The 24,778-nt window shown below is 71.7% G+C and carries 22 protein-coding genes and 1 pseudogene; 20 read left to right on the forward strand and 3 right to left on the reverse strand.

The window, feature by feature from the left end; all coding sequences use genetic code 11:
* The 7 genes from IEY91_RS09975 (at position 1) to IEY91_RS10005 (ending at position 8,381) form a co-directional block, all read left to right on the forward strand.
* Positions 1-1,125 (forward strand): alpha/beta hydrolase, encoded by a 1,125-nt coding sequence (locus IEY91_RS09975; RefSeq protein WP_229696837.1) that lies wholly within the window; start codon positions 1-3, stop codon positions 1,123-1,125.
* A gap of 81 nt (positions 1,126-1,206) precedes the next feature.
* Entirely contained in the window at positions 1,207-2,610 is a 1,404-nt protein-coding gene (locus IEY91_RS09980) for a DUF6421 family protein (RefSeq protein WP_189173674.1), read from the forward strand.
* Positions 2,611-2,636: 26 nt separating this feature from the next.
* A complete protein-coding gene (locus IEY91_RS09985; RefSeq protein WP_189173675.1) occupies positions 2,637-3,377 on the forward strand; it encodes an SDR family NAD(P)-dependent oxidoreductase in 741 nt (246 codons plus the stop codon).
* Positions 3,374-4,444, forward strand: coding sequence for a threonine aldolase family protein (locus tag IEY91_RS09990; RefSeq protein ID WP_164326829.1), 1,071 nt, complete (start codon positions 3,374-3,376; stop codon positions 4,442-4,444). The genes IEY91_RS09985 and IEY91_RS09990 overlap by 4 nt, the downstream gene beginning before the upstream one ends.
* 89 nt (positions 4,445-4,533) lie before the next feature.
* Positions 4,534-5,133: a transglutaminase domain-containing protein gene (locus IEY91_RS09995; RefSeq protein WP_189173676.1), complete on the forward strand. Its 600-nt coding sequence runs from the start codon at positions 4,534-4,536 to the stop codon at positions 5,131-5,133.
* A gap of 192 nt (positions 5,134-5,325) precedes the next feature.
* Positions 5,326-7,569 (forward strand): glycosyl hydrolase family 95 catalytic domain-containing protein, encoded by a 2,244-nt coding sequence (locus IEY91_RS10000; RefSeq protein ID WP_189173677.1) that lies wholly within the window; start codon positions 5,326-5,328, stop codon positions 7,567-7,569.
* 122 nt (positions 7,570-7,691) lie between these two features.
* A complete protein-coding gene (locus IEY91_RS10005; protein WP_189173678.1) occupies positions 7,692-8,381 on the forward strand; it encodes a B3/B4 domain-containing protein in 690 nt (229 codons plus the stop codon).
* Between the two features lie 34 nt (positions 8,382-8,415).
* Here the strand turns inward: IEY91_RS10005 and IEY91_RS10010 are convergent, their stop codons facing one another.
* Positions 8,416-9,144 carry a lysophospholipid acyltransferase family protein gene (locus IEY91_RS10010; protein WP_164326833.1) on the reverse strand — a complete coding sequence of 243 codons (729 nt, stop codon included), beginning with the start codon at positions 9,142-9,144 and terminating at the stop codon, positions 8,416-8,418.
* Positions 9,145-9,340: 196 nt separating this feature from the next.
* Here IEY91_RS10010 and IEY91_RS10015 point away from each other — a divergent pair, with 196 nt between their 5' ends.
* From IEY91_RS10015 to IEY91_RS10030, 4 genes are all read left to right on the forward strand, one after another.
* Positions 9,341-9,772, forward strand: coding sequence for a TlpA family protein disulfide reductase (locus IEY91_RS10015; RefSeq protein WP_189173679.1), 432 nt, complete (start codon positions 9,341-9,343; stop codon positions 9,770-9,772).
* 233 nt (positions 9,773-10,005) lie between these two features.
* Positions 10,006-10,512, forward strand: a complete 507-nt coding sequence (locus tag IEY91_RS10020; RefSeq protein ID WP_164326834.1) for a flavin reductase family protein — start codon at positions 10,006-10,008, stop codon at positions 10,510-10,512.
* A gap of 230 nt (positions 10,513-10,742) precedes the next feature.
* Complete coding sequence (locus IEY91_RS10025; RefSeq protein WP_164326835.1) at positions 10,743-11,531, forward strand: electron transfer flavoprotein subunit beta/FixA family protein; 789 nt, start codon at positions 10,743-10,745, stop codon at positions 11,529-11,531.
* Positions 11,532-11,588: 57 nt separating this feature from the next.
* Positions 11,589-12,551 (forward strand): electron transfer flavoprotein subunit alpha/FixB family protein, encoded by a 963-nt coding sequence (locus IEY91_RS10030; protein ID WP_189173680.1) that lies wholly within the window; start codon positions 11,589-11,591, stop codon positions 12,549-12,551.
* Between the two features lie 89 nt (positions 12,552-12,640).
* Here the strand turns inward: IEY91_RS10030 and IEY91_RS10035 are convergent, their stop codons facing one another.
* Positions 12,641-13,546 carry an endonuclease/exonuclease/phosphatase family protein gene (locus tag IEY91_RS10035; protein ID WP_189173681.1) on the reverse strand — a complete coding sequence of 302 codons (906 nt, stop codon included), beginning with the start codon at positions 13,544-13,546 and terminating at the stop codon, positions 12,641-12,643.
* Positions 13,547-13,830: 284 nt separating this feature from the next.
* Between IEY91_RS10035 and IEY91_RS10040 the strand changes: the two genes are divergently transcribed.
* The 5 genes from IEY91_RS10040 (at position 13,831) to IEY91_RS10060 (ending at position 19,914) form a co-directional block, all read left to right on the forward strand.
* Complete coding sequence (locus tag IEY91_RS10040) at positions 13,831-15,129, forward strand: DUF6986 family protein (protein WP_189173682.1); 1,299 nt, start codon at positions 13,831-13,833, stop codon at positions 15,127-15,129.
* A gap of 147 nt (positions 15,130-15,276) precedes the next feature.
* Positions 15,277-17,211, forward strand: a complete 1,935-nt coding sequence (locus IEY91_RS10045; RefSeq protein WP_189173683.1) for a serine/threonine-protein kinase — start codon at positions 15,277-15,279, stop codon at positions 17,209-17,211.
* Positions 17,212-17,343: 132 nt separating this feature from the next.
* Positions 17,344-18,369: a GNAT family N-acetyltransferase gene (locus tag IEY91_RS10050; RefSeq protein WP_189173684.1), complete on the forward strand. Its 1,026-nt coding sequence runs from the start codon at positions 17,344-17,346 to the stop codon at positions 18,367-18,369.
* Positions 18,370-18,523: 154 nt separating this feature from the next.
* Positions 18,524-19,123: an RNA polymerase sigma factor gene (locus IEY91_RS10055; protein ID WP_189173685.1), complete on the forward strand. Its 600-nt coding sequence runs from the start codon at positions 18,524-18,526 to the stop codon at positions 19,121-19,123.
* Positions 19,120-19,914, forward strand: a complete 795-nt coding sequence (locus tag IEY91_RS10060) for a hypothetical protein (RefSeq protein ID WP_189173686.1) — start codon at positions 19,120-19,122, stop codon at positions 19,912-19,914. Before IEY91_RS10055 ends, IEY91_RS10060 begins: the two co-directional genes overlap by 4 nt.
* 51 nt (positions 19,915-19,965) lie before the next feature.
* Here IEY91_RS10060 and IEY91_RS10065 read toward each other — a convergent pair whose 3' ends face one another.
* Entirely contained in the window at positions 19,966-20,952 is a 987-nt protein-coding gene (locus tag IEY91_RS10065; RefSeq protein WP_229696879.1) for a LacI family DNA-binding transcriptional regulator, read from the reverse strand.
* Between the two features lie 417 nt (positions 20,953-21,369).
* Between IEY91_RS10065 and IEY91_RS10070 the strand changes: the two genes are divergently transcribed.
* The 4 genes and pseudogenes from IEY91_RS10070 (at position 21,370) to IEY91_RS10085 (ending at position 24,726) form a co-directional block, all read left to right on the forward strand.
* A complete protein-coding gene (locus IEY91_RS10070; protein ID WP_189173688.1) occupies positions 21,370-22,341 on the forward strand; it encodes an ROK family protein in 972 nt (323 codons plus the stop codon).
* 492 nt (positions 22,342-22,833) lie between these two features.
* Positions 22,834-22,986 (forward strand): annotated as a pseudogene (locus tag IEY91_RS10075) (Lsr2 family DNA-binding protein); the annotation flags it as partial.
* A 455-nt stretch (positions 22,987-23,441) separates the two neighbouring features.
* On the forward strand, positions 23,442-23,954 hold the full coding sequence (locus IEY91_RS10080; protein WP_189173689.1) for an RICIN domain-containing protein: 513 nt from the start codon (positions 23,442-23,444) through the stop codon (positions 23,952-23,954).
* A gap of 70 nt (positions 23,955-24,024) precedes the next feature.
* Entirely contained in the window at positions 24,025-24,726 is a 702-nt protein-coding gene (locus tag IEY91_RS10085) for a GNAT family N-acetyltransferase (RefSeq protein WP_229696839.1), read from the forward strand.
* Positions 24,727-24,778: the final 52 nt, after the last annotated feature.

Below are 24,778 nucleotides of genomic sequence, written 5' to 3' on the forward strand. Positions count from 1 at the left end.
ATGCGCTCCGACCCAGGTTCTGGCCCGGAGGGACCCAGTGGCGAGGTCCGTGCCCCGGAGGTCGCCCCTGAGGCCCGCCCCCTCCTGGACGCCCTCGCCGCGTTCTTCCCCGATCTCGGGGGTGCCGTCACGGACGCCGCCGAGGCGCGCCGGGTGCTGGCGGCCGCGCCCGCGTCGCCGTTTCCGTCGCCGCAGGTGGGCTCGGTGGTGGACCGGGTGATTCCGGGGCCGGTGGGGGCGCCGGAGGTGCCGGTGCGGGTCTATCTGCCGGAGGCCACAGGTGGACCGGAGGCCGTGGATGAGCCGGAGGCGGGGGTTCCGCCCCGGCCGCGCCCCACCGTCGTGTTCTTCCACGGTGGCGGCTGGTCCCTCTGCGACCTGGACATCTACGACGCGACCGCGCGCGGCCTGTGCCGCGGCGCGCGGGCCGCCGTGGTCTCCGTCGACTACCGGCTCGCCCCGGAGCACCCCTTCCCGGCAGCCGTCGAGGACGCGTACGCAGCCGTCGTATGGGCGGCCGACCACCGCGGCGAACTCGGCGGCGCGGAGGGCTCGTTGGTGGTCGCGGGCGACAGTGCGGGCGGGAACCTCGCGACCGTCTCCGCCCTCACGGCACGTGACCACGACGGGCCGGACATCGCCCTCCAGGTGCTGATCTATCCGTCGGTGGACGCCCGCGAGCGCACCCGCCCGGCAGGCGACGAAGGCCCCGGCGCCGGGGGCTCCGAAGCCCCGGGCACCGGGGCCCGCGACAGCTTCCTCACGCCCGCCCACTGCCGCTGGTTCCGCGAGCAGTACCTGGGCGCGTACCTGCGCGCCGGGGGCGACCCGGCGGACCCGCGCGTCTCACCGCTCCTGGCCGATCTCACCGGGCTGCCGCCCGCCCACGTCGTCACGGCGGGCTTCGACCCTCTGCGGGACGAGGGGCGGGCCTACGCGGCGCGGCTGAGGGACGCCGGAGTCGCCGTCACCGAGGGGCACTTCCCGGCCATGTTCCACGGGTTCCTCGGCTTCCCGCCGCTCCTCGCGGACGCCCGCGCCGCACAGGAAACAGTGATAGATGCGATCGCCTCGGCAGTGAACGGCAGGAAAAACGGCGGCCTGGAAGGGGGTGAGGCAGGATAATTTCCCGGATCCCCTCTTGAAACCGAGAACCTCGCACACATACGGTGTCCATACGCGAGGTTCTCCCGTGGAGGATGGGTCATGACGGAAATTCTTTTGCAGCCGGTGGAGGAGGGCGTGAGCGCCCTCCGTGACGGACGAGTGGTGGAGCACCCGGCCTGGCCGGAACTGAAGAGTGCCGTCGAGGAGATCAGGCCCTGGCAGTCCGCGGACGGCTCGATCGACTTCGAGCGCGAGGGCGCCCCGTCGCGGGACGTCGCCGCGCAGGCGGTCGCCCGCGTCATATCCGGCGTCGAGGCCCTCAGCCCGCTGCTCCCGCACGACGGGGCGTACCACGAGGCCCTGGTGGCCGATCTGCGCCGCTGGGCGGAAGACGGCTTCAAGGTGCCGGACTTCCTGGACGCGCTGCTCGCCTTCCACCCGGCGGAGCGCCGCGAGGACGGCCTGCAGCACCTCGTGGTCTTCCCGATGTACACGCAGAACGGCAACCCGAACCGCAACTTCGAAGCGGTCGTGCTGCGCATGGTCTGGCCCGAGTGGCTCGCCGAACTGGAGCGCACGCGCTACGACAACCCGCTGTTCTGCGGCATCACCTTCGAGGACTTCACCGCCGGTTACGACACGAACTCGGCCGTCCTCTTCCCCGAGACGATCGCCGTGCGCGAGGCCCCCGAGCGCTTCACCTGGGGCGGCATCTTCTGCGACCGCGAGGCGGCCCGCTTCCGCCGCGTCACCGAGGCCGCCGTGGACATCCTGGGCATCGCGCTGCCCGCCGACGTCCGCGACCTGCTCGACGACCAGGACCGGTGCGAGGAGGCCTTCGTCCTGTGGGACATGGTCCACGACCGCACCCACAGCCACGGTGACCTGCCGTTCGACCCCTTCATGATCAAGCAGCGGCAGCCGTTCTGGATGTACGGCCTGGAGGAGCTGCGGTGCGACCTCACGGCCTTCAAGGAGGCCGTGAAGCTTGAGGCCGAGGGCGTGGCGCAGGCCCGCGACGTGCAGTACGCGGTGCTCTTCGACCGGATGTTCCGCTTCCCCGTCACCGGCGAGCGCGTACGCAACTACGACGGCCTGGGCGGCCAGTTGCTCTTCGCCTACCTGCACAAGCACGACGTGGTCCGCTGGACCGACAACAAGCTGAAGATCGACTGGGAGCGCGCTCCCCAGGTCACCAACCAGCTCTGCGCCGAGATCGAGAAGCTCTACCGCGACGGCATCGACCGCCCGAAGCTCGTGCACTGGCTCGCGGGGTACGACCTGGTCTCGACCTACATCGCCCCGCACCCGGGCTCCCGCTGGGCCAAGGGCCCCGACGCCCTGGACACCTCGCTGCCGCCGCGGAAACTGGTCGACGAGGTGCTTCCTGACGAGTTTCCGCTCAGCATGTTCTTTGAGGCGCTCTCCAAGAAGCTCAAGGCCGTGATCGCCTCCACCCAGGGGATCACCGCGGGCTCGGGAGCCGGGAAGGTCGCCGCGTGAGCGACCGCACCAAGGAGGCGAGGACCATGTCCGCACTGGACGGAGCCGTTGTCGCGGTCGCCGGGGCCGCGGGTCCCGCGGGCCGCGCGACGCTGCTGAGGCTGGCGGAGGCCGGGGCCACGGTGGTGGCGTCCGACGCCGACGCCGCACGCCTCGCGGAGGCGGTGGACGCGGCGCGGTACGCGCACGGCGGCGCCACCGTCACCGGCGACACCGTCGACCTGCTCGACCTGGACGCGGCCCGCGCCTGGGCCGACCGCACGGAGAAGGAATTCGGCCGGATCGACGGCCTGGTGCATCTGGTCGGCGGCTGGCGGGGCAGTTCCTCGTTCGCCGACACCGACCTGGGCGACTGGGACGTACTGGAAGACCTCCTGATCCGTACCGTCCAGCACACCTCGCTCGCCTTCGAGAACGGTCTGCAGCGCAGCGGCAACGGCCGCTATCTGCTGATCAGCGCCGCCGGAGCGTCGAAGCCCACCGCGGGCAACGCGGCGTACGCGGCCGCCAAGGCCGCAGCCGAGGCCTGGACGCTCGCACTCGCCGACGCCTTCCGCAAGGCCGGGGGCGACGAAGGCCCGAATGCGGCGGCTGCCATCCTGGTGGTGAAGGCGCTGGTGCACGACGCGATGCGGGCGGAGCGGCCGAGCGCGAAGTTCGCGGGCTTCACCGATGTGAAGGAGCTGGCCGAGGCCATCGCCGGAGTGTGGGAGCGGCCCGCCCTGGAAGTGAACGGAAACCGTCTGTGGCTGACCGAGAAGCCGTGAACCCTCCCAAGACCGACGCGCGCCGGCACCACGACCCCGACGTTCGCGGCTTCGCGAGCGACAACTACGCCGGCGCGCACCCGGAGGTCCTCGCCGCCCTCGCCCTCGCCAACGGCGGCCACCAGGTCGCCTACGGCGAGGACGACTACACCGAACACCTCCAGCAGGTGGTCCGCGGCCACTTCGGCGCGAGCGCGGAAGCCTTCCCGGTCTTCAACGGCACCGGCGCGAACATCGTCGCCCTGCAGGCGGTCACCGACCGCTGGGGCGCCGTGATCTGCGCGGAGAGCGCGCACATCAACGTCGACGAGGGCGGCGCTCCCGAGAAGGTCGCGGGCATCAAACTCCTTACCGTGCCGACGCCCGACGGCAAGCTCACCCCCGAGCTGATCGACCGGCAGGCCTTCGGCTGGGAGGACGAGCACCGCGCGATGCCGCAGGTCGTCTCGCTCGCCCAGAACACCGAACTCGGCACCGTCTACACCCCGGACGAGATCCGCGCCATCGTCGAGCACGCCCACGGCCTCGGCATGCGGGTACACCTCGACGGCGCACGGATAGCCAACGCCGCCGCGTCCCTGGACGTCCCGATGCGGACGTTCACGAACGCGATCGGCATCGACATCCTCTCGTTCGGCGGCACCAAGAACGGCGCGCTGTTCGGCGAGGCCGTGGTCGTCCTGAACCACGACGCGGTGCGGCACATGAAGCACCTGCGCAAGCTGTCCATGCAGCTCGCCTCCAAGATGCGGTTCGTCTCCGTGCAGTTGGAGGCGCTCCTCGCCAAGGACCTGTGGCTGCGCAACGCCCGGCACGCCAACGAGATGGCACAGCGCCTGGCAGAGGGCGTCCGCGCGGTGCACGGCGTGGAGATCCTCTACCCCGTGCAGGCCAACGCCGTCTTCGCGCGCCTGCCGCACGACGTCAGCGAACGCCTGCAGAAGCGCTTCCGGTTCTACTTCTGGGACGAGGCCGCGGGTGACGTCCGCTGGATGTGCTCCTTCGACACCACCGAGGACGACGTGGACGCGTTCGTGGCGGCGCTGAAGGAAGAGATGGCGCGCTAGACGCACCGCCTGAGCACGGGGCGTATAAGTATGCGGCCGATCGAAAAGTCATTGACTGACGATCGGCCGCTTTCTTATGCTCGCCGCTCATGGAGCTGATCCAGAAAACCTCAGACCTCTCGGCCTACCTGGCCGCCGACGAAGCCATCGACCACACGCATCCACTGGTGCGGGACACGGCGGCCCGCCTGGCCAAGGATGCCGCCGATTCATACGTATACGCCCGCGCCGCCTTCGAGTTCGTCCGCGACACCATCCCGCACTCCGCGGACTCCGGCGACATGCGGGTGACCTGGCGTGCCTCCGACGTACTGGAACAGGGCACCGGCATCTGCCACGCCAAGGCCCACGCGCTCGCCGCGCTGCTGCGTGCCGAGGACATCCCCACCGCGCTCTGCTACCAGCGCCTCCTGCACGACGACGGCAGCGGCTTCGTCCTGCACGGCCTCGTCGCCGTCCGCCTCGACGGCGCCTGGCACCGGCAGGACTGCCGCGGCAACAAGCCCGGCGTGGACGCGCAGTTCTCCCTCGACGGGGAGCGCCTGGCGTTTCCCGTGGACGCCGCGGCGGGCGAGGTCGACTATCCGGCGCTGTTCGCGGCGCCGCACCCCGTGATGCTCGACGTCCTCAAGCGTGCCCCGGACCGGCCGTACCTGTGGAAGACGCTGCCTGAGGGGCTGCCCGAGTAGGCAATTCATCGGATGTGGTGAGGGTGCGGGCACGGCTTCTGCGCCCTCAAGGCCGCTGATGGGGCAGTGAATTGTTGAGTCATCGGACCTATTCCTGTCCGATTCCTTGACGCACTCCTGTTCCGCCCCGGATGCTGCCAGCGGCGTGCCCCAACTCGCCCTGCCCACACTCCCGTTGGAAAGGTCGACGTCATGACCCCCATCTCGCGGCGCGCGTTCGTCGCAGGCACCTCCGGAGCGTTAGTGGCGGCCGGGTCACCTGTCGCCTGGGGCAGGCCCCCGGCCGCCGCACCGGACGACGTGCACGGCACGCTGCTGCGCGACGCCGCGATGGTGTGGAAGCGCCTGCCCGGCGGCTGGCAGGAGGGGCCGTTCCTCGGCAACGGCTTCCTCGCCGCGCACCTGTACGCCAAGCCCGGCGAGGGCAACGTACTGCGCGTCATGATCAACCACTCGCACGTGCAGGACCAGCGTGGCCAGTGGGAGGCCGCGATCGGCTACTCCCGCCTCGGCGTCGGCTACTTGACGCTGACCTTCGCGGGCACGATCACCGGCGTCGACTGGCGGCTCGACCTCGACAACGCCGAGCTCACCGGGACCGTCACCACGGCACGCGGCAGCGTGCGGTTCACCGTCCTGATCCTCAGTCAGGAAGACGTGCTGCTCGCCTCGTTGGAGCCGAGCGCGGGCGAGGAGGCGGCCGCCTGGGGCTTCACCGCACTGCCCTCGCACACCACCCGCACCACCCGCGTCCCGCCCGACTACACCGCCAACCCCGACCCCACGACCGGCCCCGGCTTCGTCGAACAGCCCCTGCACGCCGGCGGCGGCTACACCACCGCCTGGCAAGAGGTCCGCTCCGGCACGAAGAGACTCCTCGCCGCCACGATCGCGTACGGACATCCGGAGTCCACGGGTCGCGAACAGGCGCTGCGCACGGTGCGGAGCGCCCTCGACGGCCCGCCCGCGCGGGCCATCGCCCGGCACCGGGGCTGGTGGCACGCCTTCTACCGGCGCAGCTTCGTGTCCGTGCCCGACAAGAAGGTGCAGCGGTTCTACTGGATCCAGCTCTACAAGCTGGCCTGCGCGACCCGCAGCCACGGTCCTGTCACGCCGGTGTTCGGGCCCTGGTTCCCGGAGAGCGGCAACAACTGGACCAGCATCTGGTGGAACACCAACGTCCAGGTGACGTATCCGGTCGCCAACGGCTCCAACCACCGTGAACTCGACGCCGTCACACCGGCGTTCGCGAAGTACCACCAGAACCTGGAGTCCAACGTCCGCCCCGAGCTGCGCGACGGCGAGACCTACGCCCTGTGCCACCCCGGCGACTGGAAACTGCGCTCCGGACCCCGCTACGTCGGCGCCCCGGGCACGAGCCCCAACGACCACACCGGCAACCTCACTTGGGCCCTGCACAACGCCTGGGTCACCTACCGCCACCACATGGACGACGACGTCCTGCGCCACGTCATCCGCCCCGTCCTCACCAAGGCCGTCAACTACTACGCCCGCCACCTCACCGAAGGCACCGACGGCCGCCTCCACCTGCCCGAGACCCGCTCGCCGGAGTACGCCAACGCCGCCGACTGCACGTACGACCTGTCGCTGCTGCGGTGGGGCGTCGGCGCGCTGCTCGACTCCGTACGGAGACTGCGCAGCGCTGATCCGCACGAGAAGCAGTGGCGCGACATCCGCGACCGGCTCGTGCCGTACCACGAGAACGAGAACGGCGTCATGATCGGCGACGGCGTCCCGCTCGCCGAGTCGCACCGCCACTTCTCGCATCTGCTGTGGCTCTATCCGCTCCAGGAGAAGCTCGACCGGCGCACCTTCGACCACTGGACGAGCCGGCAGGAACGCTGGCACGGCTACAGCTACGCGGCGGCGTCCTCCATGGAGACGCTCTTCGGCAAGCCCGAACAGGCGCTGCGCCACCTGCGGTTCTTCCTGGACGGCAACGTCACCGACAAGTGCGCGATGACGCCCAACACCATGTACCGCGAGGGCTCCAACTTCGCCCTGGAGAGCTCGATCAGCGCCGGGCAGTCACTCCTCGACATGCTGACGCAGAGCCACGGGGGAGTGGTGCGGGTCTTCCCCGCGGTGTCCGGGACCTGGCGGGACGCGAGCCTGCAGCGGGTGCGTACGCAGGGCGCGTTCCTGGTCGACGCCTCGCGGCGCGGCGGGCGCACGGAGTGGATCCGGGTGGAGAGCGAGGCCGGGGAGCCGCTGCGGCTGCGGCACGGCATCGCCGGGGCGATCGAGGTGCGCGACGAACGCGGGCGGCCGCTGCCGTACTCGGGACGGGATGTCATCAGTGTGCCGCTGCGACGCGGGCAGACGGCGCTGATCGCGCCCAAGGGCTCCCGGCCGACACCGCGCCCCCGTGACGTACCCGCGAACGGCACGGAGCCGGCTTGGGGGCTGCCGTAGCGGGTGCGGGCTGGGGCCCGGTGCTTGCGGCCTGCCCCTGGGGAACCCGAAAAGTTCAGCACGATGCACTGCATGGTGCTCTATGCTGTACTTCCGTCGATTCCCGCGAACCAAGGCAGACCATGACGCTCACCCTCACCGTGTCCGACGAGGTGCGCACCGTCGCGCCCGGCTTCACCCACGTCACCATCGAGGCGTACGACCTCGTCGGCGGCCCCAGCACCGACGACACGTCGGCCCTGCTCGACGACGCGGCCCGCCGCCTGGCCGCGCGCCTCGACGGCCGCGCCCCGCACGAGGACCCGCACATGGCGGCCTGGCGTGCCGCGTACACGGCCTTCGGTGCCAAGCCGTCGCGCACCCGCAACTCCGCCGAGGCACTGGCCAAGCGCGCGCTCGCGGACGGGGGACTGCCGAGGATCAACACGCTGGTCGACGTCTACAACGCGATCAGCGTGGCCCATCTGATCCCCGTCGGCGGCGAGGACCTGGACCGCATCAAGGGCGACATGCGCCTGGTGCGGGCCGCCGGTGACGAGGACTTCGTGACGATGGCCGGGGGCGAGCCGGTCGTCGAGCACCCGGAGCCCGGCGAGGTCGTCTGGCGGGACGAGGAGGGCGTCACCTGCCGTCGCTGGAACTGGCGTCAGGGCCCCCGCACGCGCCTCACGGAGGAGACCACGAACGCGATCTTCCTGCTGGAGGGCATGGGGCCGGACGCGGGCCTGGTGGCGGCCGGTGCCGAGCTCGCCGAACTCCTGGAGAAGGTCAGCCCCGGGGCGCGGATCACCGTGCACGAGCCGGCGGGGTGACCGGCTCACTTCCCCAGGGGGCGTCCCCGGCGGGTCAGAGCGCTTCGGCGGCGCGGACCTCGGCGGCCGTCGGGGCCGTGCCGCCGAGGTGGGCCGGCATCCACCAGGTGTCCTCGGGGCCCTTGGGGCGCACGGGGTAGGCGCGCTGCGCGGCCTCCAGGAGCTCCTGGCAGCGCTCGCGCAGGCGCCGCGTGATCGCGCCCGCGTACTGGTCCTTCGGGGCCTCCACGCTTTCGCCGACGCGGATCGTGATCGGGATGTGCTGCCGCTTGAAGTTGCGCGGGTGACCCTTCGTCCACAGCCGCTGCGTGCCCCACAGCGCCATCGGGATCAGCGGGACACCGGCCTCCTGCGCCATGCGCGCGGCGCCGGACTTGAAGGACTTCAGGGTGAACGACTGCGAGATCGTCGCCTCGGGGAAGACGCCGATGATTTCTCCGGAGCGCAGCGAGTCGAGGGCGTGGGCGTACGCCGTCTCGCCCTGCTTGCGGTCCACGGGGATGTGCTTCATGCCGCGCATCAGCGGACCGGAGATCTTGTGGCGGAACACCGACTCCTTCGCCATGAAGCGCACCAGGCGCTTCTGGGGGAGGGCCGCGAGGCCGTCGAAGACGAAGTCCAGGTAGCTGATGTGGTTGCTGACCAGGACCGCCCCGCCCGTGCGCGGAATGTTCTCGGACCCCTTGCAGTCGATCTTCAGATCCAGCGCCTTGAAAAAGGTCCTGGCGGCGCCGATGACCGGTCGGTAGACGAGTTCTGCCATGGGTGGGGAGGGCCCTTCGTCTCTGCCGAGGGAGAGGGCCCTCGGCAGGAAGCTAAGTTACGGATCCGTAGGGTCTACGGCTCCGCCAGATCGTGCCCCAAGAACGAGCGACTGGCCAGCGGTGGTGCCCGTATCGCGCGAGATTCTCGTCACGTCGGAATCTTTCCGCACGCGCGCGTGCTCTACAAGAAGACGTATGCGGTGCCCCGGGTGCGGGGGGGTGGAACGAAGCCTCTGGTGGGGGCGGGGAAAGGCAGGGACGCGAGTGTCGGGAGTGCCCTCGGGGGTGTCCTCGGGCGGGGCCGGTGAACGGCTCGGCGCACGGGAACTGGGCGCGGAGCTGGGTGCGAGGGCCACGCTCGTGCAGTTCTCCAGCGCCTTCTGCCAGCCGTGCCGGGCCACACGCAGGGTGCTCGCCGACGTCGCCGCCCTGGTCCCCGGCGTCGCGCACGTGGAGATCGACGCCGAGGGCGCCCTCGAACTCGTACGCGCCCTGCGCGTCGACAAGACACCGACGGTGCTGGTCCTCGACGCGGACGGCCGCGTGGTGCGCCGCGCGGCGGGACAGCCACGCAAGGCGGACGTGATCGCGGCGCTCGGGGCGGCGATGCCCGGGGCAGCCACATGAAGACCGCACGTGAGGACAGCGGCGACATGGGCTCGGGGGCGTGATGGATCTTTCATATCCCGGAACGGACTTGACTGTACGCGCCAACTGTCGTCAGCCTGCTGGCATGCCCCCGGAGCTCCTTCTCTTCGAGCGTGTCCACGTGGACCTCGCGCGCCATGCCAGTGCGCGCTGTTGGTCCCGCTGAGCAGCCACGGACCCGCTCGTACCTCTCGGCAGAAGGACACAACTCCATGACGGCCACGCCCGACCTCTCCGCTCCCCGCCTCGCCACCCCGGACCTGCTGCGCTCCGTCTTCCGGCAGCACGCCGCAGGAGTCGCCGTGATCACCGCGCGGGGCGCGGACCCCGTCGGCTTCACCGCCACCTCGCTCACCTCGGTCTCCGCCGAACCGCCGATCGTCTCGTTCGGCATCGGCACCGGGGCCTCCAGCTGGCCCGCGATGTCCCGGGCCGAACACGTCGGCGTCCACATCCTCGGCGAGCATCAGCACGACCTCGCCGCCACCTTCGCGCGCAGCGGCGCCGACCGCTTCGGCGCGCCCACGCGCTGGTACGACGGGCCGCAGGGCGTGCCCGTGCTCGAAGGCGTGCTCGCGTGGCTGGTGTGCCGGATCGTGGCGCGGGTGCCCGCCGGGGACCACCGGGTGGTGCTCGCCGAGGCGGTCGCGGGGGACCCCTCGGGGGCGGGCCGCCCGCTGCTGTACCACCAGGGGCGCTTCAACGCGCTGCGTGACTGAGAGTTCCCGATGACGCGGGGTGCGCGCGATTACGGAGCGTTGCAAAGGTCACAGTTCAAAGCGCTTGCTCAGCGGGAAAGTACTGGGTGTACTCATGAGTAATATTCCGGTTGGAGCGGGGGCCGCCCCGACCGGGACCCGCCGCTTCAGGCGCCTATGCTGCCTGCAAGAAGGCAGTGGCCCGTTGCAAGGCAGCAGCCCAGTAATGACGATGCAGTAGGAGAGCCGGCGTGAGCTTGAGGATCGTTGTCTGTGTGAAGTACGTGCCCGACGCCACCGGCGACCGGCACTTCGCCGAGGATCTGACCGTCGACCGCGACGACGTGGACGGCCTCCTCTCGGAGCTCGACGAGTACGCCGTCGAGCAGGCCCTGCAGATCAAGGAAGCGGCGGACGACGACGCCGAGATCACGGTCCTCACCGTCGGTCCCGAGGACGCGAAGGACGCGCTGCGCAAGGCTCTCTCGATGGGCGCCGACAAGGCCGTCCACGTCGAGGACGACGACCTGCACGGCACCGACGTCATGGGCACCTCGCTCGTCCTGGCCAAGGCCGTCGAGGAGACGGGTTACGACCTCGTCATCGCCGGTATGGCCTCCACCGACGGCACCATGGGCGTGCTGCCCGCGATCCTCGCCGAGCGCCTGGGCGTGCCGCAGGTGACGCTGCTCTCCGAGGTCTCCGTGGCGGACGGCGTCGTGAAGGGCCGCCGTGACGGTGACACCGCCTCCGAGCAGCTCGAGGCGTCCCTGCCGGCCGTCGTGTCCGTGACGGACCAGTCGGGCGAGGCCCGCTACCCGTCCTTCAAGGGCATCATGGCCGCCAAGAAGAAGCCGGTGAAGTCGCTCGACCTGGACGACCTGGACATCGACGCCGAGACCGTCGGCCTCGAGGGCGCCTGGACGAAGGTCGACTCCGCCGCCGAGCGTCCCGCGCGCACCGCGGGCACGATCGTCAAGGACGAGGGCGAGGGCGGCAAGCAGCTCGCTGAGTTCCTTGCGGGCCAGAAGTTCATCTGAGCTTCAGTCACCCCATCCCTCCCCAACTTCTTCGTAATCGCAGGAGATTGAAGTCCCATGGCTGAAGTTCTCGTCTACGTCGACCACGTCGACGGCGCCGTCCGCAAGCCCACCCTTGAGCTGCTCACGCTGGCCCGCCGCATCGGCGAGCCCGTCGCCGTCGCGCTCGGCTCCGGCGCCGAGGCCACCGCCGCCACGCTCGCCGAGCACGGCGCGGTGAAGGTCCTCACCGCCGACGCCCCCGAGTTCACCGACTACCTGGTCGTACCGAAGGTGGACGCCCTCCAGGCCGCGTACGACGCCGTCTCCCCGGCCGCGGTCCTGGTGCCGTCGTCCGCCGAGGGCAAGGAGATCGCGGCCCGCATCGCGGTCCGCATCGAGTCCGGCATCATCACCGACGCCATCGACCTGGAGGCCGGCGACGAGGGCCCGGTGGCCACGCAGTCCGTGTTCGCGGCCGCGTTCACCACCAAGTCCCGCATCTCCAAGGGCACCCCGGTCATCACCGTGAAGCCCAACTCGGCTCCGGTCGAGGCCGCCCCGGCCGCGGGCGCGGTCGAGGCCCTGTCCGTGTCGTTCTCCGCGCAGGCCACCGGCACCAAGGTCACCGCGCGCACCCCGCGCGAGTCGACCGGTCGCCCCGAGCTGACCGAGGCCGCGATCGTGGTCTCCGGCGGCCGCGGTGTCAACGGCGCCGAGAACTTCGCGATCATCGAGGCGCTCGCCGACTCGCTCGGTGCCGCCGTCGGCGCGTCCCGTGCCGCCGTCGACGCCGGCTGGTACCCGCACTCCAACCAGGTCGGCCAGACCGGCAAGTCCGTGTCGCCGCAGCTCTACATCGCCTCCGGCATCTCCGGCGCGATCCAGCACCGCGCCGGCATGCAGACCTCGAAGACCATCGTGGCCATCAACAAGGACGCCGAGGCCCCGATCTTCGACCTGGTCGACTACGGCGTGGTCGGCGACCTCTTCGAGGTCGTCCCGCAGCTCACCGACGAGGTCAAGACCCGCAAGGGCTGAGCCCGTTCGGCGACCGAGGCCCCCGATTCCGCCGTGTGCGGACGCGGGGGCCTCGTCGTGTCACCGCGTGCCGTGCCACAGTCGTCGTGTCACAGCGTCAGGCTCGCCTGCACCGGCAGATGGTCGCTCGGGAACTGCCCGCCCAGTGAGAACGTGTTGATCGCCGCCGTGTGCGTGCGGGCCCCGGGCGTCGCCAGGATCCAGTCGATGCGGTCGCCGTCCGGCACCAGCGGCTTGTAGCCGTGGAAGGTGGCGTACTGCTTGCTGCGCTCGTCCGCCGCGTCCCAGGTGTCCACGAGGCCGGCGTTCAGCATCGTCTCGTACACCGGGTTCTTGTGGGCCGCGACGTTGAAGTCACCGGTGACGATCAGCGGCAGCGAGCGGTCCAGGACCGCGATGCGGTCCGCGATCAGGTGGGCGGCGCGGGTGCGGGCGTACTGACTGGCGTTGTCCAGATGGGTGTTGAGGAAGTACAGCTCGCTGTCCGTGCGCCGGTCCAGGAAGCGGACCCAGGTCACCATGCGGATCGAGCCGCCGCCCCAGGTGTTGGAGCCGATCACGTCCGGCGTGTCCGAGAGCCAGAAGTGGTCGTACGCGACGGGCAGCAGCCTGCGCGTGTCGTAGAAGACCGTCATGAACTCGTCGCGGCTGCCGCCCGCGCGGCCCGTGCCGATCCACGCGTAGTGCTGCCCCAGGTCCTCGGCGATGTCCTGGACCTGCTGGTACAGCCCCTCCTGCGTGCCCACGACGTGCGGCCGCGCGCGCCGTAGCAGCTCCCGCGTCACCGGGCGCCGGTCGGCCCAGGTGTTCGGCGGGGTGGTGCTCGCGTAGCGGAGGTTGAAGGACATGACCTCCAGGCGGCGGCCCGGACGCTCCACCGCGCGCGCGGGGGATGCGGCCATCGCGGTCGCGAGCAGCGGCACCGCGACGGCGGCTGCCGTGGCGGCCGCCGTCCGCAGGCCGGAGCGGCGGGTCACTTCGGGGTCGGTCGGCACGCGGGCTCCTTCGGTCGGTCGCGGTCAGGCCCCGGGATGGGCCTCGGGTCGGGCCTCGGGTCAGATTGGAGTGCGCCCACCGGAGTCTGGAAGCACCATCTGAGACATGCGTGAACGCCCGGGGACCGGCACGCGAGAAGGTGTTGACCAGCGGGAAGGTCCACGGATAACTTCACCATACGGATTCTCGATTCCATCCAGCGGAAACGCGGTAGGAACGCGGTGCGAGCATCGCGGGATGGACGCCTCAGGATGAACGCTTCATGACAGCGGAGGGTGCACGGATGGGTCAGCAGGAGAACGTGGCAACGAGCCTCGCAGGCGCGGTCAGCGAAGGCATCAGCGCCTCGCTCGCGCCGATCGACGCGGAACTCGAACGCCGCTACCCCGGAGACCCCGGCACCCGCCAGCCCGTGCACACCGTGTACGTACCCGGCGAGGCGTTCGCCGACGACACCATCCGCACCTGGGGCGACCGGGCGCTCGCCGCGCTCGACGAGCACGCGCCCGACGCCGCGTCCTTCGCCGCCGTCCTCGGCCTCGCCGACGAGCTCGCGGAGCCCGTCTACGCGCGCGTGCGCGCCAAGCTGGAGCGCGAGCCCGTGGAGGACCTGCGCGTCGACTTCGAGGACGGCTACGGCGGGCGCACCGACGCCGACGAGGACGCCCACGCCGCCCGCGCGGCCCGCCTCATCTCCGAGGCGTACGCGGGCGGCACCGCGGCCCCGTACATGGGCATCCGCATGAAGTGCATGGAGGCGGCGGTGCGCGACCGCGGCATCCGCACCCTCGACGTCTTCCTGTCCGGCCTCATGGAGGCGGGCGGGCTGCCCGACGGGCTCGTCCTCACGCTGCCCAAGGTGACGTACCCCGAGCAGGTCACGGCGATGGCGCGGCTCCTGGAGGAGTTCGAGAAGGCGCGCGGCCTGACCCCCGGCCGGATCGGCTTCGAGATCCAGATCGAGACCAGCCAGTCCATCCTCGCCGCCGACGGCACCGCCGCCGTCGCCCGCATGATCGACGCCGCCGAGGGCCGTGCCACCGGCCTGCACTACGGCACCTTCGACTACAGCGCCTGCCTCGGCGTCTCCGCCGCCTACCAGGCCAGCGACCACCCCGCCGCCGACCACGCCAAGGCCGTCATGCAGGTCGCCGCCGCCGGCACTGGCGTGCGCGTGTCCGACGGCTCCACCAACGTGCTCCCGGTCGGCACCACCGCGAAGGTCCACGACGCCTGGCGGCTGCACTACGGCCTCACCCGGCGCGCCCTGGCCCGCGCCTACTACCAGGGCTGGGACATGCACCCCGGCCACATCCCCACGCGGTACGCGGCCGTCTTCGCCTTCTACCGCGAGGGCTTCGAGCAGGCCGCGGCCCGCCTCGCCGCCTACGCCAACCGGACCGGCGGCGACATCGCCGACGAGCCCGCCACCGCCAAGGCCCTCGCCGGGTACCTGCTGCGCGGCCTCGACTGCGGGGCGCTCGACACGGCCGAGGTCACCCGGCTGACCGGTCTCACGCTGGCCGGACTCCAGGTGTACGCGGGTCCGCGCCGCGGGGACCTCACGCCGTCGGCGAAGTAGGCGAGCGACAGGCCGGGCTTCCGGGCGAGCGACAGGCCGCGGGCCCCGCGGGAACCGTCGCGAGACGTCCCGCACCGGCTGTCACACCTGCCCCGTACTCTGTACGCCACAGCACAAGCACGACGGCGTCACAGGGACGGGGCAGCGGTGTCTTCGGGGGAACAGCAACAGCCGGACGGGGTCGGCAGACTCCTCGCCGGGCGCTATCGCGTCCTCGGGCAGCTCGGCCGCGGCGGCATGGGCGTCGTGTGGCGCGCCGTCGACGAGGTCCTGCACCGCGAGGTCGCGGTCAAGGAACTGCGTACGTTCACGGACGCGGGCGGGCCCGAACTCGCCGACCTGCGCCTGCGGATGCAGCGTGAGGCCCGCGCCGCCGCCCGCGTGCGGCACCCCGGAGTCGTCGCCGTGCACGACGTGGCGGAGGTCGAAGGACGCCCGCTGATCGTCATGGAACTTGTCGACGGCCCCTCCCTGGACGACGTCCTGCGTGAGCGCGGCCCGCTCGACCCGCGCGAGGCCGCCGCCGTCGGCGGCAAGGTCATGGAGGCGCTCGCCGCCGCCCACCGCGTCGGCGTCCTGCACCGCGACGTGAAGCCCGGCAACATCCTTCTGGAGACCGGCGGCCGCGTCGTCCTCACCGATTTCGGCATCGCCACCATGGAGGACCCGGGCGACGGCTCGGCCACCCACCTCACCCGCAGCGGCGAACTCGTCGGCTCCCTGGACTACTTGGCGCCCGAGCGCGCCCAGGGCCAGGAGCCGGGACCCGCCTCGGACGTCTGGGCGCTCGGCGCCACGCTGTACGCGGCGGTGGAGGGCGCCTCGCCGTTCCGGCGCACGTCGACGTGGTCCACGCTCACGGCCATCGTGGTCGAGCCCCTGCCGGTGCCGCTCCGCGCGGGCGCCCTCATGCCCGTCCTGCGCCTGCTCATGGACAAGGACCCGCAGGCCAGGCCGGACGCGGAGGAGGCGCGGCGGCTGCTGGAGCAGGTGGCTTCGGGGGAGGGTGTCTCGGCGGTTCCGCCGAGTGCTGGCGCTGGGGCCGGGACTGGGGCTGGGGCCGGGGTGGCGACCGGGCCGGTCGGGACTGTTGGGACCGTCGGGTCTGTTGGGGCCGTCGGGTCGGTTGGGTACGCGGGGTCGCCTCCGCCGGGCGTCGGGGACGGGCAGCGTGAGGCCACGGTGCGGCACGTGCCGACCGCGGCGCCGCCCGGGTTCGGGCCGCCTCCCGTATCCGGGGAGGCCGCTGGGTTCGGGGCGCAGGGGGTGGCGTCGGCTCCGCCCAGCGGGCCCATACCGGCGCCCATGACGACGCCCGCACCGGAACCTTCCGGCCGGCGCGCCGACCGGGCCGGCCGACCGCGCAAGAGCAAGGCGCTGCTGGCCGCGGCGGCCGTGGCCGTGGTCCTTGCGGCGACGGGAGTGACCGTGGCGGCACTGTCCGGCGGGGACGACAAGAAGGACCAGGCGCAGGACGCGCAGGAGGCCGGGAGCACGGTCGAGCCCGGCGCCGACGCGAGCCGTGGCGCGATGGACACCTCGGACGGCTCCAAGCCCTCGAAGCAGGGCGACAAGAAGAAGCCCAAGGACTCCAAGGACGCCACGCGGCCCGACAAGGCGGGCAAGGACCGCGACGGCGGCAAGGGAACCGAGCGGGACGGGTCGTCGGACAAGGGCGAAGGGTCCGGTTCCTCCGATTCCTCCGACTCGTCGGACGGGCCCGCGGACCGCCCCAAGGAGTCGTCGAAGCCGCCCAAGGGCGGTACGTCCGGCGGCGGTTCCTCCGGCGACACCCAGGAGCCCGTGTGCCACCCGGCGGGCGGCGGCAAGTACAACTGCTCGGTGTGGCGGACCGCGAAGTCGTACACGGCATCGGGCGCCGAGGCGGGCACCCTCAACGCCGGCACGAACTACTTCTTCTGCCAACAGAACCTGGGCCGCCGCGAGACGCACGGCGAGTGGACGAACGTCTGGTGGGCCAAGACGGACGACGACAGCGGCAACACGAATGTGTTCGTGAGCGCCGTGTACCTCAAGGGCGGGGACAACGACAAGCCGCTGCCGGGGCTGCCGGTTTGCTGAGCGGGTCGGTTCGCTGAGCTGGTGCTGAGCGGGCCGGTCCGTCGAGCGCGGTGCTGAGCGGGATGGCGGGGCCGCGAGTCGCCGCGAACAATCCGGTTGCACGGCTCGTGGCGAGGCGCGGACTCTGTCCAGATGGACGAGTTGACGACCCAGTCGCCCGCGCCGGAAGAATCGCCAGGCCAGGACACGGCGACTCCTCCGCCCGACCTGACCGTACGCCCCGCGACCCCCGCCGACGCCGAAGAGATCTGCGGCCTGCTCAACGCCGTCGACATCGCGGAAGTCGGCCACCCCGAGACCGACCTGGGCACCGTCGAGACCGACCTGGTGCACCCCGAGGCCGACCTCGGCCGCAACTCCTGGCTGGCCTTCCGGCGCGGGCAGTTGGTCGCGTACGGCCTCCTGTGGGACGACTCCGGCGGCGAACGCATCGACGCCGACCACTACGTCCTGCCCGGCCACCAGGATGCCGGGGAACGCCTGCTCGCCGCCATCGAGCGGCGCGCCGTCGACCGCGCCGCGGAGAACGGCGTGACCCGAGCCGTCGTACACCTCACCCTCAACAGCCGCCCGACGCTGGACCGGACGACGCTCGCCCGCCGGGGCTGGCAGGCCGTCCGCCGCTACAACGTCCTGACCCGACCGCTGTCCCCGGCGGCCGACCCCGCCCCCGTCCCGCCACCCGGCCTGACCCTGCGCACCTGCGAGTCCGAGGCGGACCGGCGGCGCGCCCACGCCCTGGTCGAGGAGACCTTCACCGCCCACCACGACCACAAGCCGCGCGGCCACGAGCAGTGGCTGGCCGACCTGGGCAAGGGCATGGACTGGTCGCTCGTGTGGATCGCCGCCCTGCCGGGCGAGGGTGACGTCGCCGTCGTACTGACCCGCGACGACCGCGAGGCCATGGCCTGGATCCGCAACCTCGGTGTCCGCGAGCGGTTCCGCGGCCGGGGCATCGCGGGCCACCTGCTGCGTCATGCCTTCGCCGTGTACGCCGCCCGGGGCCGCGCCACCGTCGGCCTCGGCGTGGACACCGAGAACGAGACGGGCGCCCTGAGCCTGTACACGTCCCACGGTTTCGCCCCGCACTTCGCGGCGGACACCTGGGAGATCACCTTGCGGGTCCCCGAGGAGCGAGAGGTGCCGGACCGCCTGTAACCCCACCGCCCGCGCCGGACATAGACAGGCATGAGAACCGGAGCGGACGGCAGCGGACCCGAGAGGTCGGTGCCGGTGCGAGGAGGGAGACGGGGTGCGGGGGGACGACCGGAGACGGGACGGACCGGGCAAAGGTGAGGAAGAGGTCGGCGGGGTGACGGCCGCCCACTCGGCCGCCCACTCGGCCGCCCACACGGCAGCCGACGCGGCGGCCGAGGAGCGCTTCCGAGGGCTCTTCGAGGCCCACTACGAACCCGTGCTGCGGTTCGCAGCGCGCAGAGTGGGCCCCGAGGCGGCGGGTGACGTGGCCGCCGAGACGTTCCTCGTCGCCTGGCGGCGCCTGGCCAAGGTGCCGGAGGCCGCGGGTGAGGCCCTGCCGTGGCTGTACGCCGTGGCACGCCGGGTGCTGGCCAACCAGCGGCGCGGGGACCAGCGGGGAGAGCGGCTCACCGCCCGGATCGGCAGCGCCGCGCCACCGCCCGTCGGGCCGGACCACGCGGGGGACGTCGTCGGCGTACTGCATCTGAGGCAGGCGCTCGGCACGCTCTCCGCGCGGGACCGGGAGACGCTGCTGCTCGTGGGCTGGGACGGCCTCGACGTGGCGGACGCCGCCACCGTCGTGGGCTGCGGCCGACGCGCCTTCGCGGTCAGGCTGCACCGGGCGCGCCGCCGGCTGGAACGGGCGCTCGAGGGGACGTACGCGGACGAGGGGGCACCGCGGACCGCCGTGGCGCTGAAGGGGAGGCAGGCATGAGCGGGCGGCAGGCGGAGGCTAATCGGGAGGCGCTCGACTACGTGCGGCGCACGCTCGGTCCGGGCGACCCGGCGCGGGGGGACGGGTTCAGCGGGGCCGCGCAGGCGCCCGAAGGGCAGGCCGTCCTGGCCCGGATCATGACGGAACGTACGGAGAAGTCGGCGGCTTCGGACGACACGACGCAGGGCGAACGACCGCATCGTGCGCAGGGCGTGCGGCGCCGTTGGCTGGTGGCCGCGGCCGCGGTCGTGGCACTGGGAGGAGTGACAGCGGTGGCGGACGCCATGGGAGTGCTCCCGTCGGGAGTGGTCGACGGGCTCACGCGGATCGAGGGCGGGGATATGGGCGGGGTCGATCTGGACCGGGCCCGGATGCTGGTGGAGGCCCCGATGCCGGACGGCCGCAGGACCATGCAGGTCTGGCAGGCACCCAACGAGAGCGGCGGCACCTGCACGTACACGCGGTATGTCGCCGCCGACGGAACGGAGGAGGGCGGCGGCACCGACTGCTCGAACGGCGCGCACGCGGAGCCGCTGGATCGGCTGCCCCTGTGGACCGGCGGCGGGACCACCGACATGGACGGTTACGAGACGACCTACGGACACGCCGCGAAGCCTGCCGTGGCCGTGCGCATCACATGGGCCGACGGGGCGCGGCAGACGGTCAGGCTGAACGCCGACGGCTCGTTCCTCACTTTCGCGCGCAGGCGGCCCGCGGTCGAGAGGCAGTACCGCACGATCGACGCGCTCGACCGGCGGGGGAAGGTGGTCGTCAGCGACCCGCACGCCTGAGGCACGCCGGAGGCTTCAGGCCTGCGCCCGAAGCCTCCGGCCTGTGGTGTCTCAGTCCGCCGGTGCCAGCTCCCCCGACCCCCGAGTGATCAACCGCGTCGGCAGCTCGATGCGTTCCGGCGCGTCCGATGCGCCGTCGAGCTGGCGGAACAGCCGCTCCGCCGCCGTACGGCCCAACTGGGCCGCGTCCTGCGCGACCACGGTCACGCCGGGGCTCAGCAGGTCGGCGAGCTCGATGTCGTCGAAGCCGACGAGGGCGACGGGGCGCGGGAGGGCGGCGAGGACGCGTACGACCGTCACCGTGACGCGGTTGTTGCCGGCGAAGACGGCGGTGACCGGCGCGGGGCCCGTGAGCATCGACTCGGCGGCGTGGCGGACCCGTTCGGGGTCCGTCGGGCCGAGCGACACCCATGACTCGTCCACGTCGATGTCCGCGTCCGCCATGGCCGCGCGATAGCCGCGCAGCCGCTCTATCGCGGTGTGGATCCGCGGCTGGTCACCGATGAAGCCGATACGGCGGTGACCGTGGGCGATGAGGTGCGCGACGCCGTCACGCGCGCCCCCGAAGCTGTCGGAGAGCACCACGTCGGCGTCGATCCGGCCCGGCGGCCGGTCCACGAACACCGTGGCGACACCGGCGGCGATCTCCGGCTCCAGATAGCGGTGGTCGTCGCCCGCGGGGATCACGACGAGCCCGTCGACCCGGCGTGCGCACAGCGCGAGCACCAACTCCTGCTCGCGGTCCGGGTCCTCGGCGCTCGACCCGTTGATGAGCAGCGCCCCGTGCGCGCGGGCCACCTCCTCGACGGCCCGGCTAAGCGGCCCGTAGAAGGGGTCTGCCAGATCCTCCAGTACGAGGCCGATGCTCGCCGTACGGCCCTTGCGCAGCACCCGCGCGCTGTCGTTGCGCCGGAAGCCCAGCGCGTCGATGGCTTCCTGGACGCGCCGCTCCGTGTCGGGTGTGACGCCCGGCTCGCCGTTGACCACGCGGGAGACCGTCTTGAGGCCCACGCCCGCGCGCGCGGCGACGTCCTTCATGGTCGGCCGGTTGCCGTAGCGGCTCTTGGCGTCCGCGGTGCCGTCCGAAGGGCTCCCGTCGGCGCGGAGGCGGGAGACGGGGGTGCGGGCGGTCTCTGCCACGGTGCGCTGTCCTGTCTGTCGTCCATTGGGGGCGGATCTCGGTCTGCGTATGTCAGTCTGCGTAATGAGGGCATGCCCGCGTAAGGAAGTTGAGGCTTCCCACTGTGTATGGGCCGACATGACATCCACCACGGCGGGGGGTTTCTCCGTTCCCGACCCCTTACGGTCATCGGTGGTTCCGTCCCCTGCACATGCGTTCCTTGCGTGTGCCGGGCATGTGGCGTCGAGCATAGAACCTGGACAACGTTGTCAGATGCAAGAGAGACTGTGCACCGCACTCTCCGGCCTGCCCTTTCACCAGGAGATCTCACACTGATGCCCACGGACCTCGTCGCCGCACTCGACATCGGCGGCACCAAGATCGCCGGAGCCCTGGTGGACGGCCAGGGCCGGATCCTGCTGCGCGTCCAGCGGCCGACGCCCGCGCGCGAGGACGGCGACACCGTGATGCGGGCGGTCGAGGAAGTGATCGGCGAGCTGACCGCCGGGGAGCCGTGGGGCGAGGTCCGTGCGGTCGGCATCGGCAGCGCGGGTCCCGTGGACGCGTCCGCGGGCACGGTCAGCCCGGTCAACGTCCCCGGCTGGCGCGGCTACCCCCTGGTCGAGCGGGTCCGCGCCGCCGCGGGCGGACGCCCCGTCGAGCTGGTGGGCGACGGCGTGGCCATGACGGCGGCCGAGCACTGGCAGGGCGCCGCCCGCGGCCACGACAACGCGCTGTGCATGGTGGTGTCCACGGGCGTCGGCGGCGGCCTGATCCTGAACGGCGCGCTGCACCCGGGCCCCACGGGCAACGCGGGCCACATCGGTCACATCAGCGTGGACCTCGACGGCGATCCGTGCCCGTGCGGGGCGCGCGGCTGCGTCGAGCGGATAGCGAGCGGCCCGAACATCGCCCGGCGCGCCCTGGAGGCGGGTTGGCTCCCCGGCCCCGACGGCGACACCTCCGCGGCGGCCGTGGCGCTCGCGGCGCGTGCGGGGGACCCCGTCGCCATCGCGTCGTTCGAGCGCGCGGCGCAGGCCCTCGCGGCGGGCATCGCCGCCACGGCCACGCTCGTCGAGATCGACATCGCGGTGATCGGCGGGGGCGTGGCGATGGCGGGCGACGTCCTGTTCGCCCCCCTGCGCCGAGCCCTGCGCGACTACGCCACGCTGTCCTTCGTCAGCCGCCTGACCGTGACCCCCGCCCTGATGGGCACCGACGCGGGCCTCGTCGGCGCCGCGGCGGCCGCGCTGCGGGCGTACCCGGACGCGACGGTGGGGCGGTTGCGGCCCGCGGTGAATCGCTGAGAGCGGTCGCGCCGGCCGTTGTTGCTACGTGGCTGTGGTGCGCCAGTACGTCACCCAGTCGTGGGCGTTGTGACCCATAACGGGACGCCGGCAGGAAAGGGCTGACCGCGGCTTCACGCCGCTGTGTACGGGCCTGCGAGTGGTCGAGGGGGGGCGCCCTTGGCGAACGGTCTCGTCAAGGGCGATGACTCCGAAGAGTTCGCCGATGCGCAGTGCTACGGGTGCCCACCTGCCGTCGGGTGGCAGGCGGTGGGCACGGCGGGCTGGTCGCGTGGTGTGGAGAACAGCCTGGCCAGGAGTGGGACGTCACTCGGATGGCTCATGCGGACAGTGCCCTGGCGGGCCGAGCGGTGCGGCGGCGTCAAGCATGGCCAGAGACCGCCGTGACGTTTCCGGCGCAGTCTTCCCCGCCTTCGATGCGTTCCGAGCCGAAGGCCGACAGACAGGGATCACGCCATGGCAGAAGACCAGGACCGGCAGGAGAACCAGCCGGGTATGCGCAACGCGCCCACCAGGGGCAAGGAGCAGGAATCGGGCTCGGCCCTCCGCTCGTGGGCGAAGGAACAGGGGTACAACCTCAACGATCGTGGCCGCGTCCCCGCCGACATCAAAGAGGCGTACGAGAGGGCGAGGGACAACGGTTGATACGTCCCTTTGGCTGCCCCGCCCGATCGGCGTTCGGTGCGATCGGGCGGCGGCAGCCGAGAAGGGGCACGGCCCGGGGCCCCCGGCAGAAGATCCGCGAGAAGCATGCGAGTGTCGATCCGGAAGACACACGCATGGCGGGAGAGCACGCGGTGCGAATTGACGGGATCCTGCTCGCGATTGAGCAGGAATTCGCTGCCCGTCGGGAGGAAACTCGGACGCGACGAAGCGATTGGGCAGATGAACGGTGGTCTGATCGTTGAGAGGGCTGACGGCCTCCGCGGACTGCTGATGCACACCGCCGACGTACGAAGTGTCTGACCACCTCGGCCCGTCACCCCTTCGACGTCGCGTCGCCCTGGCTGGGCCGGGCGTGCGGTGGCTGTCCCTCCCGACGTTATGATCTTGTTTGCTGTGGGGGAAAGACCGCACATATTCCGTAATGGGGGGACATCTTGAAGATCGCATCGAAGCTGGCTGCCGTGGCCGCGTCCAGTGCCGCTCTGGTCATGGTGACGCCGTCGACCAGCCAGGCCGATACCTGGATGCTGTTCGTGAACTACAACAGCGGCCGCTGCCTGGAGATCGCGGACGGCAGCTCCGCCAATGGCGCCCGGGCGCAGCAGTGGAGCTGCAACGGTCAGGACTCGGCCCGATGGCGCATGTCGTGGGTCAACAGTGAGCGCGTGTACTTCAAGCTCGTGAACAAGGCCACGGGCAAGTGTCTGGAGATCGAGAACTCCAGCAAGTCCAACGGTGCCCGCGCCCAGCAGTGGGCCTGCAAGTCCGGGGTCCAGGGGCAGATCTGGGGCCGGGGTTCGAACGGCCGACTCGTGAACGCCGCCAGCGGCAAGGACCTGGAGATCGAGAACTCCAGCAAGGCCAATGGCGCTCGCGCCCAGCAGTGGGGTGAGTGGGGCAGCAGCGGAGGCACCACGAAGTGGGCTCGGGTCGCAGCGGGCAACTGAGCTCGGTCGCCTGCCGCGGGATGCCGACCCCCGTGCCGCCGAGCGCTCCCGGGATGCGAGGATCAGGCGGGTGAACAGTGATGCCGTCGTGCTCGACAATCCCGTGGCCCAGTCGCTGCTCGGGCAGCACGCGGAGCTGGCCCGACGGCGGGGGCAGGCGGCCACGTACCTGCCGGACGTCGCGACCTTCTGCGCGGTGCCGGCCGAGCCCGACTCGGCGGACTGGGCCGATCTGGCGCGGTTGCTCGGCAGCGGCGGGTTCGCCGACATGTTCAGCAGCCCGGCGGTCCCGCCGGCGGACTGGGAGCCGGTCTTCGAGCTGGAGGGGCGGCAGATGCTGTGGCCCGCCGGCCGCCGGCCCAGTAAGCCGGACCCTGATGTCGACGTCGCCATCGTGGAGTTGGGGCCGACGGACGTGCCCGACATGCTCGACCTCGTCGCGCGGGCCGCGCCAGGGCCGTTCTGGCCCCGTACCTGTGAACTCGGCACCTATCTCGGGATCCGCGCGCAAGGGCGCCTGGTGGCGATGGCGGGCGAGCGGCTGCGGCCGCCGGGCTGGACCGAGATAAGCGCCGTGTGCACGGCCCCCGAGGCACGGGGCCAGGGGCACGCCGCCCGTCTGGTGCTCGCGTTGGTCGAACGCATCCTGTCCCGGGGCGAGCGGCCGTTCCTGCACGTGGCCGAGGCGAACACCGGTGCCATCGCCCTCTATGAGCGGCTCGGGTTCGAGAGCCGTAAGTCGGTGACCTTCCGCGGGTTCCGTACGCCGTGACGTGCTGTGTGGGCCCGGCCGAGTCCTTGGGACAGGGCCGGGCCCACTGGCG

Source organism: Streptomyces lasiicapitis (assembly GCF_014646335.1).
Classification (GTDB): domain Bacteria; phylum Actinomycetota; class Actinomycetes; order Streptomycetales; family Streptomycetaceae; genus Streptomyces; species Streptomyces lasiicapitis.

Coding starts and splice junctions, on each gene's coding strand:
- IEY91_RS10005 (WP_189173678.1), top strand. CDS start 7,692: ATGACGCTCACCCTCACCGTGTCCGACGAGGTGCGCACCGTCGCGCCC.
- IEY91_RS10010 (WP_164326833.1), bottom strand. CDS start 9,144: ATGGCAGAACTCGTCTACCGACCGGTCATCGGCGCCGCCAGGACCTTT.
- IEY91_RS09980 (WP_189173674.1), top strand. CDS start 1,207: ATGACGGAAATTCTTTTGCAGCCGGTGGAGGAGGGCGTGAGCGCCCTC.
- IEY91_RS10065 (WP_229696879.1), bottom strand. CDS start 20,952: ATGAAGGACGTCGCCGCGCGCGCGGGCGTGGGCCTCAAGACGGTCTCC.
- IEY91_RS10040 (WP_189173682.1), top strand. CDS start 13,831: ATGGGTCAGCAGGAGAACGTGGCAACGAGCCTCGCAGGCGCGGTCAGC.
- IEY91_RS09985 (WP_189173675.1), top strand. CDS start 2,637: ATGTCCGCACTGGACGGAGCCGTTGTCGCGGTCGCCGGGGCCGCGGGT.
- IEY91_RS09995 (WP_189173676.1), top strand. CDS start 4,534: ATGGAGCTGATCCAGAAAACCTCAGACCTCTCGGCCTACCTGGCCGCC.
- IEY91_RS10060 (WP_189173686.1), top strand. CDS start 19,120: ATGAGCGGGCGGCAGGCGGAGGCTAATCGGGAGGCGCTCGACTACGTG.
- IEY91_RS10015 (WP_189173679.1), top strand. CDS start 9,341: ATGCGGTGCCCCGGGTGCGGGGGGGTGGAACGAAGCCTCTGGTGGGGG.
- IEY91_RS10070 (WP_189173688.1), top strand. CDS start 21,370: ATGCCCACGGACCTCGTCGCCGCACTCGACATCGGCGGCACCAAGATC.
- IEY91_RS10030 (WP_189173680.1), top strand. CDS start 11,589: ATGGCTGAAGTTCTCGTCTACGTCGACCACGTCGACGGCGCCGTCCGC.
- IEY91_RS09975 (WP_229696837.1), top strand. CDS start 1: ATGCGCTCCGACCCAGGTTCTGGCCCGGAGGGACCCAGTGGCGAGGTC.
- IEY91_RS10020 (WP_164326834.1), top strand. CDS start 10,006: ATGACGGCCACGCCCGACCTCTCCGCTCCCCGCCTCGCCACCCCGGAC.
- IEY91_RS10000 (WP_189173677.1), top strand. CDS start 5,326: ATGACCCCCATCTCGCGGCGCGCGTTCGTCGCAGGCACCTCCGGAGCG.
- IEY91_RS10050 (WP_189173684.1), top strand. CDS start 17,344: ATGGACGAGTTGACGACCCAGTCGCCCGCGCCGGAAGAATCGCCAGGC.